Annotated in this window: 11 protein-coding genes; 5 read left to right on the forward strand and 6 right to left on the reverse strand. The window is 69.3% G+C overall.

Annotated features, from left to right (window positions below; translation table 11 throughout):
* Positions 1 to 1,185, forward strand: a 1,185-nt coding sequence (locus tag MRBLMU1_RS20860; protein WP_363505144.1) for an ABC transporter permease, incomplete at its 5' end; no start/stop codon positions are given.
* A 2-nt stretch (positions 1,186 to 1,187) separates the two neighbouring features.
* Positions 1,188 to 2,327, forward strand: coding sequence for an ABC transporter permease (locus MRBLMU1_RS20865; protein ID WP_363505147.1), 1,140 nt, complete (start codon positions 1,188 to 1,190; stop codon positions 2,325 to 2,327).
* A 12-nt stretch (positions 2,328 to 2,339) separates the two neighbouring features.
* On the opposite strand, the gene MRBLMU1_RS20870 is transcribed toward MRBLMU1_RS20865, so the two are convergent.
* The 3 genes from MRBLMU1_RS20870 to MRBLMU1_RS20880 all read right to left on the reverse strand — a co-directional run bounded on the left by MRBLMU1_RS20870 (position 2,340) and on the right by MRBLMU1_RS20880 (position 6,683).
* Complete coding sequence (locus tag MRBLMU1_RS20870) at positions 2,340 to 4,571, reverse strand: FN3 associated domain-containing protein (RefSeq protein ID WP_363505150.1); 2,232 nt, start codon at positions 4,569 to 4,571, stop codon at positions 2,340 to 2,342.
* Positions 4,572 to 4,686: 115 nt separating this feature from the next.
* Positions 4,687 to 5,076 carry a bacteriohemerythrin gene (locus MRBLMU1_RS20875; RefSeq protein ID WP_363505153.1) on the reverse strand — a complete coding sequence of 130 codons (390 nt, stop codon included), beginning with the start codon at positions 5,074 to 5,076 and terminating at the stop codon, positions 4,687 to 4,689.
* A 116-nt stretch (positions 5,077 to 5,192) separates the two neighbouring features.
* Positions 5,193 to 6,683, reverse strand: coding sequence for a TolC family protein (locus MRBLMU1_RS20880; protein WP_363505156.1), 1,491 nt, complete (start codon positions 6,681 to 6,683; stop codon positions 5,193 to 5,195).
* Positions 6,684 to 6,774: 91 nt separating this feature from the next.
* Here MRBLMU1_RS20880 and MRBLMU1_RS20885 point away from each other — a divergent pair, with 91 nt between their 5' ends.
* The 3 genes from MRBLMU1_RS20885 to MRBLMU1_RS20895 all read left to right on the forward strand — a co-directional run bounded on the left by MRBLMU1_RS20885 (position 6,775) and on the right by MRBLMU1_RS20895 (position 11,702).
* Positions 6,775 to 7,392, forward strand: coding sequence for a TetR/AcrR family transcriptional regulator (locus MRBLMU1_RS20885; RefSeq protein WP_363505159.1), 618 nt, complete (start codon positions 6,775 to 6,777; stop codon positions 7,390 to 7,392).
* Between the two features lie 84 nt (positions 7,393 to 7,476).
* Positions 7,477 to 8,583: an efflux RND transporter periplasmic adaptor subunit gene (locus MRBLMU1_RS20890; RefSeq protein WP_363505162.1), complete on the forward strand. Its 1,107-nt coding sequence runs from the start codon at positions 7,477 to 7,479 to the stop codon at positions 8,581 to 8,583.
* Entirely contained in the window at positions 8,580 to 11,702 is a 3,123-nt protein-coding gene (locus tag MRBLMU1_RS20895) for an efflux RND transporter permease subunit (protein ID WP_363505165.1), read from the forward strand. The genes MRBLMU1_RS20890 and MRBLMU1_RS20895 overlap by 4 nt, the downstream gene beginning before the upstream one ends.
* Here the strand turns inward: MRBLMU1_RS20895 and MRBLMU1_RS20900 are convergent.
* From MRBLMU1_RS20900 to MRBLMU1_RS20910, 3 genes are all read right to left on the reverse strand, one after another.
* Positions 11,650 to 12,231 carry a TadE family protein gene (locus MRBLMU1_RS20900; protein ID WP_363505167.1) on the reverse strand — a complete coding sequence of 194 codons (582 nt, stop codon included), beginning with the start codon at positions 12,229 to 12,231 and terminating at the stop codon, positions 11,650 to 11,652. The two genes, MRBLMU1_RS20895 and MRBLMU1_RS20900, sit on opposite strands and share 53 nt — an antisense overlap.
* A complete protein-coding gene (locus MRBLMU1_RS20905) occupies positions 12,228 to 13,697 on the reverse strand; it encodes a pilus assembly protein TadG-related protein (protein ID WP_363505170.1) in 1,470 nt (489 codons plus the stop codon). Before MRBLMU1_RS20905 ends, MRBLMU1_RS20900 begins: the two co-directional genes overlap by 4 nt.
* Positions 13,698 to 13,839: 142 nt before the next feature.
* Complete coding sequence (locus MRBLMU1_RS20910; protein ID WP_363505173.1) at positions 13,840 to 14,694, reverse strand: MipA/OmpV family protein; 855 nt, start codon at positions 14,692 to 14,694, stop codon at positions 13,840 to 13,842.
* Positions 14,695 to 14,704: the final 10 nt, after the last annotated feature.

Here is a 14,704-nt window from a genome sequence, read left to right on the forward strand (position 1 = left end):
GTCCCGGACACGCCCGCCGCCCCGGCCCCGGCATCGGCATCGGCGCCGGCGCCGCGCTGGCGCCGCGCCGCCGGCCGCGCGCTGAGCTACACGCTGCGCGAGACGCTCGAGCTGCGGCGCGACCCGGTGCGCGCCACGCTCGCGCTGCTGGGTACGGCGATCCTGATGTTCATCATCGGCTACGGCATCAACATGGACGTCGACAACCTGTCGTACGCGGTGCTGGACCGCGACCAGAGCGGCCTGAGCCAGAACTACGCGCTCAACCTGTCCGGCTCGCGCTACTTCGTCGAGCACGCGCCGCTGGCCGACCTCGCCGAGCTCGACCGGCGCATGCGCAGCGGCGAACTGGCGCTGGCCATCGAGCTGCCGCCCGGCTTCGGACGCGACCTCGAGCGCGGCGCGCCGGTGGCCGTCGGCGCCTGGGTCGACGGCGCCATGCCGATGCGCGCCGAGACCACCCGCGACTACGTGCAGGCGATGCACCAGGGCTGGCTGGCCGAGCTGGCGCTGCGCCGGCTCGGCGCCACCCTGGCCGGCGCCGGCACGCTCGAGACGCGCTACCGCTACAACCCGGACGTGCGCAGCCTGCCGGCGATGATCCCGGCGGTGATCCCGATGTTGCTGATGATGATACCGGCCATGCTCAGCGCGCTGTCGGTGGTGCGGGAGAAGGAGCTCGGTTCCATCCTCAACCTGTACGTGACGCCGGTCACCCGCGTCGAATTCCTGCTCGGCAAGCAGCTGCCCTACATCGGCCTGGGCATGCTCAACTTCGCGCTGCTGACGGCGCTGGCGGCGACCGTGTTCGGCGTGCCCGTCAAGGGCAGCCTGGCCACGCTCACGCTCGCCGCGCTGGTGTACGTGGTGTGCGCCACCGGCCTCGGGCTGCTGGTGTCGACCTTCACCCGCAGCCAGATCGCCGCGCTGTTCGTGACGATGATCGGCACCATCATCCCCTGCGTGCAGTTCGCCGGCCTGCTCAACCCCGTCTCCGGGCTGACCGGGGCCGGCGCGCTGATCGGGCGGATCTACCCGGCCACCCACTTCCTGACCATCAGCCGCGGCGTGTTCAACAAGGCGCTCGGCCTGGCCGACCTGGGCGGCTCGCTGTGGCCGCTGCTGGCGGCCGCGCCGCTGATCCTGGCCGCCTCGGTGGCGCTGCTCAAAAAGCAGGAGGGCTGACGGTGCGCGCCGCCCCGTCCACCCGGCTGGCCCACATCTACCGGCTCGGCGTCAAGGAGCTGTGGAGCCTGCTGCGCGACCCGGCCATGCTGGTGCTGATCGCCTACACCTTTTCGCTATCGATCTATGTGGCGGCCACGGCCATGCCGGAGAGCCTGCACAGCGCCGCCATCGCCATCGTCGACCTGGACGGCTCGCCGCTGTCGGCGCGCATCGCCGCCGGCTTCTATCCGCCCCACTTCAAGACGCCGTCGCTGGTGGACGCCGCCCGCGGCGACGCCGGCCTCGACAACGGCGACTACACCTTCGTGCTGTCCATCCCGCCCGGCTACCAGCGCGACACCCTGGCCGGGCGGGCGCCGGCGATCCAGCTCAACGTCGACGCCACGCGCATGAGCCAGGCCTTCACCGGCAACGGCTACATCCAGCAGATCGTCGCCGACGAGGTGGGCGACTTCGTGCGGCGGCGGCAGCCGGCGGCCGCGCCGCCGGTGGCGCTGGCGCTGCGCATGCGCTTCAACCCCAACCTCGAGCAGGCCTGGTTCGGCTCGCTCATGGAGATCATCAACAACGTCACCATGCTGTCGATCATCCTGACCGGCGCGGCGCTGATACGCGAACGCGAACACGGCACCATCGAGCACCTGCTGGTGATGCCGGTCACGCCCGGCGAGATCATGCTGGCCAAGATCTGGTCGATGGGCCTGGTGGTGGTGCTGGCCGCGCTGGCGGCGCTGGTGTTCATCGTGCAGGGCGCGCTGCAGGTGCCGGTGCGCGGCTCGGTCGCGCTGTTCGTGCTGGTGGCGGCGCTGCACCTGTTCGCCACGACGTCGATGGGGATCTTCCTCGCGACGCTGGCGCGCAGCATGCCGCAGTTCGGCATGCTGATGGTGCTGGTGCTGCTGCCGCTGCAGATGCTGTCGGGCGGCACCACGCCGCGCGAGAGCATGCCGGCGCTGGTGCAAGACCTGATGCTGGCGGCGCCGACCACGCACTTCGTCGCCGCCGGCCAGGCCATCCTGTACCGCGGCGCCGGCATCGACGTGGTGTGGCCGCAGATGCTCGCCATCGCCGCCATCGGCGCGGCGCTGTTCGCCGGCGCGCTGCGGCGCTTCCGCCGCACCATCGCGCAGATGGCGTGAGGCCGGCGCGGTTTAGTTGCCGGGCTTGGCGTAGACGGACGCCTCGAAGATGCCGGCCGACCAGCTCGCGCCCTGGTTGTGCACCATGTCCCAGACCTGGCTGACGTCGATCCGCACGTGGCGGTAGGTGCCGCTCAGCGGATGGCTCTGGAAACCCACCCGGCTGTTGGCCGAATTGTCGAACAGCTGGGTCCAGGTCGCGCCGTCGTGGCTGCCCGAGACCTTGTAGCGGTGCGCCGCGTCCGAGCCGCCCACCGACCGCAACGACAGATCGATGCGCGCCAGGTCGACCTCCTGCCGCAGATCGACCTGCCAGAAGAACGGCACGCCGGTCGGCTGATAAAAGTGGGCGGCCTGGTCGATGATGCCGTCGTTGGCCTGGTCCGCCGTGCGGCGCGCCGTCGCGCTCGAGGCGACGTTGGCGGTGGCGGTGACCGGCTTGTTGAGCGACACCAGCCGGTCCGGTACGCCGCTGGCCTTGCCGGTGGCGTCGTCGATGTAGAGCCGGGGCGTCCAGGCGAAGCGCATGCCGCCGTCCGCCTCCAGGCTCAACGGCAGCCACACGTAGGTCGAACCGCCCAGCAGCGCCGGGTTCCAGCGGTCGCCAAGATACACATACTCGGGCGTGGCGGTCTTGCTGGTGTTGATGATCTGCGTCGGCTGGCTATGGAAGCCGGTGTTGTCGCCGATCGGACGCTGCGCCTCCCAGCCGCCGGGATTGGCGATGTCCAGCGTGCGCGTGTACAGCAGCTGGTTCGGATACCAGCCCGACTGCTTCGACGTGAGCATGTAGATGTAATCGCCATGCCGCACCAGCGCCGGCGCCTCGCGCGCCTGGTTGATGAACATCGCGTACTGCGTCGACGGCACGACGTCGGTGAAGTCGGCGCTCAACTGCCACACGCGTAGATAGACATGGTCCTGCGCGGTGACCAGATAAGCCTTGCCGGTCGCGGGATCGAGGAAGACCGAGAAATCGCGCGAGCCGAAGCCCATGTTCCCGCCTTTGACCGGCGGGTCCGGGTCCTTGCCGTCCGCCGTGAAGTAGGTGGTGGTGCCGCTGCTGGTGGCGTAAATTTTGACCGCCGCGATGGCGTCGGCGTAGTTGCCACCCGGGACGGAAATCACGGGCGGATAGATGGGCGCCGTGAAACCGGCGGGTGCCAGCGCGTAGTTGACCGTCGCCACAGTGCTCTGCGCTCCGCCGCGAACGGCGATCGCCTTGACGGTCTTGTTGCCGTCCAGCTTGATCGCGGCGCCATCCGCGTACAAGGTCGTGCCGGCCGCGCCGGGAACGGGCGTGCCGCCGTCGACCGTGTAATAGATGCTCGCGCCGGCGGTCGGGCTGGTGATGTAGGCGTTGTCCAGCTTGTTGGCGTTGACGACAACTTGCGTGCCCGCGCCGGCGAACGGCGCGATCACCGGCGCCGCCAGCGTGGTCGACGGCGTCGCGCCGATGTTGTACTGCACGGTATTGACGGCGGAGCGCGTGCCGGTGGCGTACCCTTCGGCGTCCAGCACCACCGCCACCGCCTTCAACGTCGTGTCGTAGCCGAAGTTGAGCAGTTCGTTGGAGGCCGCGCCGCTCGCCACCTGGGGCGGATAGGCGGGCTTGGGAAGGAAGGTCGGATAGTTGCCCGACGCGTCCGGCGTGGCGCCGTAGTCGGGTGTCGGAATGCCGACGTGATAGCCGACACCCTCGCTGTTGCCCTCGCCCGGCCGGAAATGGCCCTTGGCGGTGACCACGTAAGGTCCCTCGATGTTGCTGGCCGTCGCCACGACCACCCGCGACGGGCCGTAACCGTCATAGGTTTCCCAATGTCCCCACAGGACGAACTTGCCGGTGGCCTGGTTGAACAGGATCTTGGGCCGCTCGATCTTGCAGTGCGCGAGCACCTTGTTGCCGTAGACGTCCAAGGTCTCCGGCGTCAGGATGGATCCGACCAGCTGCCAATTCTTCAAGTCGGCGGATTTGTACAAGGCCACGCCGCGGAACGACGCCCGGTTGTGCGTCTTGTCCTCGCCCACCCAGTAATACATGCCTTCGTGCTTGACCGTGAAGCCGCCGTGCGCCTGGATCGGCACGCCGGCGCTATCGAGATAAGTTTCCCCGTTCGGGATCGCGGTATAGCCCTGGGCGGCGACGGCGGCGGGCGCGCCCATGGCCAGCGCGGCCATCAGCGTCAGCAGCGCCGTCGCGGCCCAACGTCCCGTTGCTTGTGTGCGAGGGTGGATTGTTTCCATGTCCCACTTTCTTATCGATAGCCGACGACGAGAAAAACTCAGGGGACAATTCTGCCTTGATTTGAACGCAACACTCTCCGCGGGCTAACAATAATCACAAGGTTGAACAGACGGGCTATTGCGGCGTGGCGCGCCCCGCCATCTGCAAGGCGATGGCCAGCGCCGTATCGGCGGTGGCCAGGTGCATCTCGAACCATGGCAGGATCAGGCTGGCGGCGTGGCGCGCGGCGGCGACGTCGCCCGGCGCCAGGCGGTGCAGCGCGGCGAGCACCCGGGCGTGCTGTTCGCGGTGCGAGCAAATCGCCGGATAGTCGATCGCCTCCATCAACGACTCCTCCAGGCGGAAATCGTCCTCGAGCGCCTCGGTCAGGCGCGTCATGCCGGCCTCGACCTGCTCGTCGGGGCCGTCCAGCAACTGCACGACCTGCTCGGCCATGGCCTCGTGTGCCTCGTCGAACAGCGGAATGCCCAGCGCCATGTCGGCGCTCCAAGCCTTTGTTTCCATATCACCTCCATCGTCGGCGCCCGGCCCACGGCCGGCGGTGCGGTGATTATGGTTGGCGCCAGCCCGGTAAGGATATGATCCAGATCAAGGACTTGCGGAATCGGGAGCCAGGCGGCTTACCTGCTCGCCACCGCTTCGGATGGCCCCGCCTGCCAGCCGCCGCCGAGCGCCTTGAAGGCGGCCACCGCCGCGCGGGCGGACTCGGTTTGCGCCTGGGCCCGCATATCGGTGGCGCGCAGCAGGTTCTCGTCGGCTTGCAGCACCTCGATCAGGCTGACGACCCCTTTCTGATACGCCGCGAACGAGGCGCCCCTGGCCCTGGCGAGCGATTCCACGCCCTGCGCCAGCACGCCGGCCTGTTCCTCGCGCTTGACCAGCGCCGAGAAGACGTTTTCCACCTCCTCGGTGGCGCGCAGCACGGCCAGGCGGTAGGCGGCCAGGGACTCCGCCTCCTGCCCCTTGGCCAGGTCGATCTGGGCGTTGATGCGGCCGAAGTCGAACAAGCGCCAGCGCAAGCCCAGCACGCCCGCCGCCTGGCTGGCGCCGCTGGAGAACAGGTTGCCGCCGGACACCGACGTGGCGCTGCCCACCAGTCCGGTCAACGAGAACTTCGGATAGTACTCGGCGATGGCCACGCCGATGCGCGCGTTCGACGCCGCCAGGCGGCGCTCGGCCACGATCAGATCGGGCCGGCGGCGCAACAGGTCGCCCGGCGATCCGGTGGCCGCGATGCGCGGGGCCGCCGGTATCGCCACCGGTGTGGCCGCTGGTGTGCCCGACCCGGCGCCGGCCTGCGCCAGCTCCTCCCGGTGCGTGCCGGGCGCCGTGCCCAGCATCACGTCCAGCGCGTTCATGGCCGTGTCCAACCCCGCTTCGAGCACCGGCACCGAGGCCCGCACCTGGGCCAGCGCGCCCTCGACCTGCCGCACCTGGAGTTCGGCCGCCAGACCCTTGCCATATAACAGATTGAGCGTCGACAGCAGCTCCTGCTGCGTCCTCACCTGCCCGCGCGCGATATCGAGGCGGGCCTGCAGGCCACGGATGCCTATATAGATGTCGGCGGTCTGCGCCGCCACCGCCAGCCGGGTGGCGGCGGCGCCGGCCTCCGAGGCCTGATAATCGGCCAGCGCCGCCTCGCGTCCCCGGCGCAGGCCGCCGAAGGCGTCCAGTTCCCAGCCCGCGTTCAGATTGGCCTCGTAGGAGTTGCCGTAGCGATCGAAGCCTGGTTGCGAATTCAACACCTGCCCCAACGGCGTCTCCACCGACTGGTAGGCCCGCGCCCCTTGCGCGCCGACGGTGCCCGACGGCAGCAACGCGGCGGTCGCCGCGCCCAGACCCGCCCGCGCCTGCGCCACGCGGGCCGCCGCCTGCGCAAGGTCCAGGTTCTGCGCCAGCGCCAGCGTGACGTAGCGCGTCAGTTGCGCATCGCCGAAGCCGTCCCACCACGCGATCAGGTCGGCGCTGGCGGTGGCCTGGCGCTGCTCGACGGCGGCTTGCCCAAGATATCGCTCGGGCAAGGGGGTGGCGGGCCGGCTGTAATCCGGTCCGACGGCGCAACCCGCCGCACCGGCGGCGACGAGTATCAGGAGAAAGCGTTTGAGCGGCATGGGGATTTCCATGTAGAGTGACGATTTTGTGACTATATCACTAAATGGTCACTCGTTGTACAATCTCGATACACCGAGTAAGCTAAACCACATGACCAAACCCAGCACCCCTTCGGCTTCCGCGCGAGGCCCCGCCGATCACGACGTGCGCGACCAGATCGTCGCCGCCGCGACCGAACATTTCCGTCTGTACGGCTACGAAAAAACCGCCGTCTCCGACCTCGCCAAATCCATCGGCTTTTCCAAGGCTTATATCTACAAGTTCTTCGAATCGAAGCAGGCCATCGGCGAGCAGATCTGCGCCAACTGCCTGGGCGAGATCGAAAACGATATCAGGGCCGCCGTCGAGGGCACCGACAGCCCGCCCGAGAAGCTGCGGCGTCTGTTCAAGACCGCCGTCGAATCGAGCCTGCGCCTGTTCTTCGAGGATCGCAAGCTGTGGGATATCGCGGCCTCGGCCGCGACCGAACGCTGGCCGACGACGCGCGCCTACGACAATCGTATCCAGGCGATGCTGCGGGACGTGCTGCGCCAGGGCCGCGAGAGCGAGGATTTCGAACGCAAGACCCCGCTCGACGAGGCGGCGGCGGCGATCCATCTGGTGATGCGCCCGTATCTCAATCCGCTGCTGTTACAGCACGGCCTCGACCACACCGCCGAAGCGCCGGCCCTGCTTTCCAGTCTGGTGCTGCGCAGCCTCTCCCCCTAAAAACCGTCGTATTGGATGTGACCATTGACAAATTTAGTCACTAGTCACAAAATAGGATCCTGTTCAGTTCTCCACGGGATTCCCATGCTCGGCCACCGCTACGCTCTTTCCTCGGTCTTTGCCGTCCTTCCGCTCGCGCTCGCTGCCTGCGGCGACAAAGCGCCCCCCGATCCACGCACCGGCGCGCCGCTGGTGCGCGCCGCCACCGTCGAGGGCGCCGGCGCTGCCACCTCGCGCACCTTCAGCGGCACCGTCGCGGCCCGGGTCCAGAGCGACCTCGGCTTCCGCGTCTCCGGCAAGGTGCTCGAACGCCTGGTCGACGCCGGCCAGAGCGTCAAGCGCGGCCAGACGCTGATGCGCATCGATCCGGCCGATCTGCAACTGGCCGCCAGCGCCCAACGGGAGGCCGTCGTCGCCGCCCGCGCCCGCGCCCGCCAGGCGGCCGACGAGGAGGCGCGCTACCGCGACCTGCGCGGCACCGGCGCCATCTCGGCGTCGGCCTACGACCAGGTCAAGGCGGCGGCCGACGCCGCCAAGGCCCAGCTCAACGCCGCCGAAGCCCAGGCCGAGGTCGCCGGCAACGCCAGCCGCTACGGCCAACTGCTGGCCGACGCCGACGGCGTCGTCATGGAAACGCTGGTCGAGCCGGGCCAGGTGGTCGCGGCCGGCCAGGTGGTCGTGCGCGTGGCGCACGCGGGGCGGCGCGAAGCCGTCATCCAACTGCCGGAAACCTTGCGCCCCGCGCTGGGCTCGGCCGGCGAGGCCACACTGTTCGGCAAGGAAAGCACCACCGTCCCGGCCAGGTTGCGCCAGCTGTCCAACGCCGCCGACCGCCAGACCCGCACCTTCGAGGCGCGTTACGTGCTCGAGGGCGGGCTGGCCGACGCGCCGCTGGGCACCACGGTCGCGGTCCGGATCGCCGACGGCCCCGCGCCGGCGCAGGCCGGCTGGTCGGTGCCGATCGGCGCCCTGTACAACGCCGGCAAGGGCACCGGCGTGTGGGTCATCCAGGGCACGCCGGCCAAGGTGGCCTGGCGGCCGGTCACGGTCCAGCGCATCGGCGACGACAACGCCCGTGTCGCGGGCGAGCTCAAACAAGGCGACCGCGTCGTGGCGCTGGGCACGCATCTGCTGCGCGACGGCGAACAAGTGCGGCTGGCGGCCCAGCCCGCCACAGGAGCGAAGCAATGAGCGAAGGCCGATTCAACCTGTCGGCGCTCGCCGTGCGCGAGCGCTCCGTCACCCTCTTTCTGATTTGCCTGATCACCCTGGCCGGCATCGTCTCGTTCTTTAAACTGGGGCGGGCGGAAGACCCGGCCTTCACCGTCAAGGTGATGACCGTGATCACCGCCTGGCCGGGCGCCACCGCGCGCGAGATGCAGGACCAGGTCGCCGAGAAGCTGGAAAAACGCCTGCAGGAACTGCGCTGGTACGACCGTTCCGAGACCTACACCCGGCCCGGCTTGGCGTTCACCACCTTGACCCTGCTCGACACCACCCCGCCGGCCGAGGTGCCGGAGCAGTTCTACCAGGCGCGCAAGAAGGTCGGCGACGAGGCCGCCAACCTGCCGGCCGGCGTGATCGGGCCGATGGTCAACGACGAATACGCCGACGTCACCTTCGCGCTGTTCGCGCTCAAGGCCAAGGGCGAAGCGCAGCGCCTGCTGGTGCGCGACGCCGAGACGCTGCGCCAGCGGCTGCTGCACGTGCCGGGCGTCAAAAAAGTCAACATCGTCGGCGAGCAGCCGGAGCGCATCTTCGTCGAGTTCTCGCACGAGCGCCTGGCGACGCTGGGCATCGCCCCGCAGGAGGTGTTCGCCGCGCTCAACGCCCAGAACGTGCTGACGCCGGCCGGCTCGGTCGAAACCAGGGGCCCGTCGGTGTTCCTGCGCCTCGACGGCGCCTTCGACGAATTGCAAAAGATCCGCGACACGCCGGTCGTGGCCCAGGGCCGCACGCTGAAACTGTCCGACATCGCCACCGTCAAGCGCGGCTACGAGGACCCGGCCACGTTCATGATCCGCAACGGCGGCGAACCTGCCCTGCTGCTGGGCATCATCATGCGCGACGGCTGGAACGGCCTCGACCTGGGCAAGGCGCTCGACAAGGAAGTCGGCGCCATCAACGCCGACATGCCGCTGGGCATGGCGCTGACCAAGGTCACCGACCAGGCCGTCAACATCAGCTCGGCGGTCGATGAATTCATGGTCAAGTTCTTCGTCGCGCTGCTGGTGGTGATGGTGGTGTGCTTCGTCAGCATGGGCTGGCGCGTCGGCATCGTGGTCGCGGCCGCCGTGCCGCTGACCCTGACGGTGGTGTTCGTCGTCATGGCCGCGACCGGCAAGAACTTCGACCGCATCACGCTCGGCTCGCTGATCCTGGGCCTCGGCCTGCTGGTCGACGACGCCATCATCGCCATCGAAATGATGGTGGTCAAGATGGAGGAAGGCTACAGCCGCGTCGCCGCCTCGGCCTACGCGTGGAGCCACACCGCCGCGCCCATGCTCTCGGGCACCCTGGTGACGGCGGTCGGCTTCATGCCCAACGGCTTCGCCCGCTCCACCGCCGGCGAATACACCAGCAATATGTTCTGGATCGTCGGCATCGCGCTGATCGCCTCGTGGGTGGTGGCCGTGGTGTTCACGCCCTACCTCGGCGTCAAGATGCTGCCCGAGCTCAAACAGGTCGAGGGCGGCCACGACGCGCTGTACGACACGCCGCGCTACAACCGCTTCCGCCGGGTGCTCGGGCGCGTCATCGCCCGCAAATGGCTGGTCGCCGGCGCGGTGGTGGGCCTGTTCGTGCTGTCGGTGCTGGGCATGGCCGTGGTCAAGAAGCAGTTCTTCCCGATCTCCGACCGTCCCGAGGTGCTGGTCGAGGTGCAAATGCCGTACGGCACGTCGATCGCCGAGACCAGCGCCAGCACCGCCAAGGTCGAGGCCTGGCTATCGAAGCAGCCGGAGGCCAAGATCGTCACCGCCTACATCGGCCAGGGCGCGCCGCGCTTCTATCTGGCGATGGGACCGGAACTGCCCGACCCGTCGTTCGCCAAAATCGTCGTGCGCACCGACAACCAGGAACAGCGCGAGGCACTCAAGCACCGCCTGCGCCAGGCGATCGCCGACGGCATGGCGCCCGAGGCGCGGGTGCGCGTCACCCAGCTCGTGTTCGGTCCGTATTCGCCGTTCCCGGTCGCCTACCGCGTCAGCGGACCGGACCCGGACAAGCTGCGCGCGATCGCCGCCGACGTCCAGCTGGCCATGAGCGCCAGCCCGATGATGCGTACCGTGAACCAGGACTGGGGCACGCGCACGCCGTCGCTGCATTTCACGTTGCAGCAGGACCGCCTGCAGGCGGTCGGGCTGACCTCCAGCGCGGTGGCGCAACAACTGCAGTTCCTGCTCAGCGGCGTGCCGCTGACGGCCGTGCGCGAGGACATCCGCACCGTGCAGGTGGTGGCCCGCTCGGCCGGCGAATTGCGGCTCGATCCGGCGCGGATCGCCGACTTCACGCTGACCGGCGCCAACGGCCAGCGCATCCCGCTGTCGCAGGTGGGCGAGGTCGACGTGCGCGGCGAGGAACCGATCATGCGCCGGCGCGACCGCATGCCGACCATCACGGTGCGCGGCGACATCGCCGAGGGCTTGCAACCGAACGACGTGTCGGTCGCCATGACGGCGCAGCTGCGGCCGCTGATGGCCAAGCTGCCGGCCGGCTACCGCATCGACGAGGCCGGCGCCATCGAGGAATCGGGCAAGGCGATGCAAGCGATGCTGCCGCTGTTCCCCATCATGCTGGCCATCACGCTGCTGATCCTGATCTTCCAGGTGCGATCGATGTCGGCGATGGTCATGGTCTTCCTGACCAGCCCGCTGGGCCTGATCGGCGTGGTGCCGACCCTGCTGCTGTTCGCCCAGCCGTTCGGCATCAACGCGCTGGTCGGACTGATCGCGCTGTCGGGCATCCTGATGCGCAACACCCTGATCCTGATCGGCCAGATCCACCATAACGAACAGGCCGGGCTGGCGCCGTTCGAGGCGGTGGTCGAAGCCACCGTGCAGCGCGCCCGGCCGGTGGTGCTGACCGCGCTGGCGGCGATCCTGGCCTTCATCCCGCTGACCCATTCGGTGTTCTGGGGCACCCTGGCCTACACCCTGATCGGCGGCACCTTCGCCGGAACGATACTGACCCTGGTGTTCCTGCCGGCGATGTATTCGATCTGGTTCAAGATCCGGGCGGACCAGCCCCGGCCGCCGCTCACGGGCACGGCGCCTGCCCCGGCGGCGCCCCCAGTGTCTCTACCGTGTTGATGGCCGGCGCCCTCGGCAGGCTAAGCGGTATGGCGATGAAGGAAAACAGTGGCTGATACGCGACCCTGACGCATTGGGCGGTGTCGGCCGGGTCGCAGATCCGCGCCCGCACCATCCGGATGCAACTCGGACCGTACGGATCCTGCATGCAGTTGACGCGGTTGTTGGCCGGGCACGCCGGCAACGACGCTGCCGGGATCTCGGTGATGGCGGTGCCGCCGGCGTCCGCCAGCGACAGGTAGTCGATGCGGATGTGGTTGTCCGTGACCGGCGCGCCGATGGACAGCGTGCCGGCGGAACCGCGGAAGATGGCCCGCTGGCGCACACCGGCCATGGCGGCCGCGTCGCTGAAGTCGGCGTTCGCCGCCGCCGCCGCCGCCCGCTGCGTCACCACCTGCAGCGTATTAAATAGGTACAACACGCGCGCCAGTTCAACCACGCCGCAAACGATGGCCAGGAAAATGGTGATCACGATCGCGAACTCGGCGGTCACGGCGCCGGCATGCGAGCGGGCGCCGGCGCCCCTCATGGATAGAGCTCCACCGCGCCGCCCAACGATTGCTCGGCCACCAGTCCGCCGAACTCCGCATGGACGCTGGTGGCGGTGGCCGGCACCGTCATCAGAAACTTGCCGACGCCGAGCACCGTGGCCGTCGACAGCGCGCCGGCGGACACCGGACAGGCCAGCAGGGCCACATTCAGCACGCGGCGCCCCGCCACGCCCCTGTGCGCCTGGGGCGGCGCCAGGAAGTTGGTGCCGCTGGTGGCCCTGTAGGGCGTGGCGCTCCCGGCCGGGTACGACGCGGCGGCGGCGGGCGCCCCCGGCCCGTACAGCGTGCTCCAGGCGGTGGTGGCGAACGCGGTGTAGCCGGCGGCCGGCTCGGCGGCGCCCGCCACATAGGAGGAGTACGGCACGGCCCTGGCGTAGGTCCACAGCGGTCCGTACATCGGGCCGGTGGTGCCGGCCGGCTGCGGCAGGGGATCGGCGACGGTCCACAGCTTGCCGCCGGCGGTCGTCGCCTGCGCCACCTGCCCGGCGGGGGCCACGCTCATCCACGGCGTGCCGCTGCCGGCGCCGCCGAACGCGTACTGCCGGATATTGGTGTCGGGCGGCGCGGTGGCATAGGAGCACAGCGCGCCGGTGTACTGGTCGAAACGGGAATTGAGCTGGTTGAACAGCGACGCCAGCGGGAACGGCCGGCCGACGGTGAGCGCGCCGCCGCTCACGCGCGGCATGCCGAGTTGCCCCGTGCAGACATAGGGGCCGAGCAGGCCGGGCGCGAGGTTGGCCGCCGCGCCGGCGACACCGGGCGGCGAAAACGGGTCGATGACGAAGTTCTCGGCGCCGGTGCCCCCGGGGTTGAGCTGCATCAGGTCGTAGGCGACGCCGCGCCGGAAGCCGTATTGCACCAGTTCGACGTTGGCGGGCGGATTCGGATTGGCGCGCGAGACCGCCTCGCTGTTGGACAAGGCGCACACCGCCAGCGGCGCGACGTCGATCGTCGAGCGCCCCGCCACCGCCGTCACCCCGACGTCCATCGAAGCCAGCGACTCGGACAGCACGCGCAAGAAAAACATCTCGACGTGCCCCATCGACGCGTCCAGGTTGCCGGTGGCGGCGCGCACATAGGCCAAGCCATCGGGGGCGCTGCGGGCCGTGTCGGCGTCGACCCAGCCGCCGTTCGGCGAGGCGCTGAACGACAGCGCCTGCTCGTCCCATGCGATGGGCAGCCGGTTGTATTGATACTTGAGCGCATTCATCGCCAGCAGCGCCTGGGCCGTGGCGTTGTTGACGCCGGCCAGGGTGCCGTTGAGCTGGCGCGCCGCCGTCAGCGCCGCCACGTTCGCCACCGCCTGCAGATCGGCCCGGCGGTTATACACCCGCGACAGGTCGAGCGCGATGCCGACGAAGCCGATCAGGCAGGCGAGCATCAGGCCGAAGACGATGGCGATGGCGCCGCGCTGCCGCATCTTGCTGTTGACGCCCCGATTCATACATTCGCCTCCGGCAGCGACGGCGCCAGGCGGACCGTCGAGCGACACATGGTAGAGAGACTATTGTAGCGGGGCAATTAAACCAAATAGTTGACGAGCAACAAGAAACCGCGTGCCGCGGAGGGGCCGCGCGGCAGGCCGCCTACTCCCACGCCCGCGCCGCCGAGCGGTGTATCGTCCATGTGAAGCCGGCGCCGACCGACAGGCCGCTGTTGCGCAGGAACAGCGGACTGTCGCGGTTGCTCGCATGGCTGTAATTGTCGTAGCGGGTGAACCCGAACACCCGCCAGTCCGGCGACAGCCGGCGCGACAGGCTCAGGCCGAGCCTGGTCATCATCAAGCCGCCCGACGCGTGGTAGGCCGGGCGCGTCGCCGTCGCGTAGCGCGGCTCGACCTCATAGAAATACTGGTGCAGGCGGGCGTTGCCGAACACCGCGCCGAGGTTGGCATCCGCCTGCCACTTGCCGGTGGCGTCGCCGGCCTCGAACACCACGCGCGGTTCGAACACCAGGCCTTGGCGCCGAAACCCGCTTTTAAGCTCGATCGGCACCCGCAGCGGCAGCTCCAGCCGCACGCGGCTCGTCGCCGTGGGCTCGGCCAGCAGCACCTTCAAACGCGGGCCGAACTCCAGCAGCGAACGTAGATCCGGCATGCCGGCGCGGACGGCGACGTCGTCGGAGCGGGCCGGCAGCGACAGCGCGAAACCAAGGTCGAGCTCGACCCGCTCGGTGTTGATCAGGCGCGCGCCCACGCCGGAGCGGTCGGCGCGCAGCACCTTGCCGCGATAGATCAGCATGGGCAGCACCAGCGCGCGCGTGGAGCGGTCCTCGGAGCCGGGGTAAGCCGGGGTGGAGGCGGCACCGCCGAAGAGGCCGACCTCCCACAACGGCAAAGCGGGGTCCGGCGTCGGCGCCAGCTGCTGGGCGGCGGCCGGCGCCAGCATCGCCAGCATGGCCAGCGGCGCCAGGACGAATTTCGCCCGACGGCGCAGCGTCATGGTTGTACTC

Origin of the sequence: Burkholderia sp. LMU1-1-1.1 (genome assembly GCF_040675865.1) — a bacterium.
In the GTDB taxonomy this organism is placed as follows: Bacteria; Pseudomonadota; Gammaproteobacteria; order Burkholderiales; family Burkholderiaceae_D; genus Rugamonas.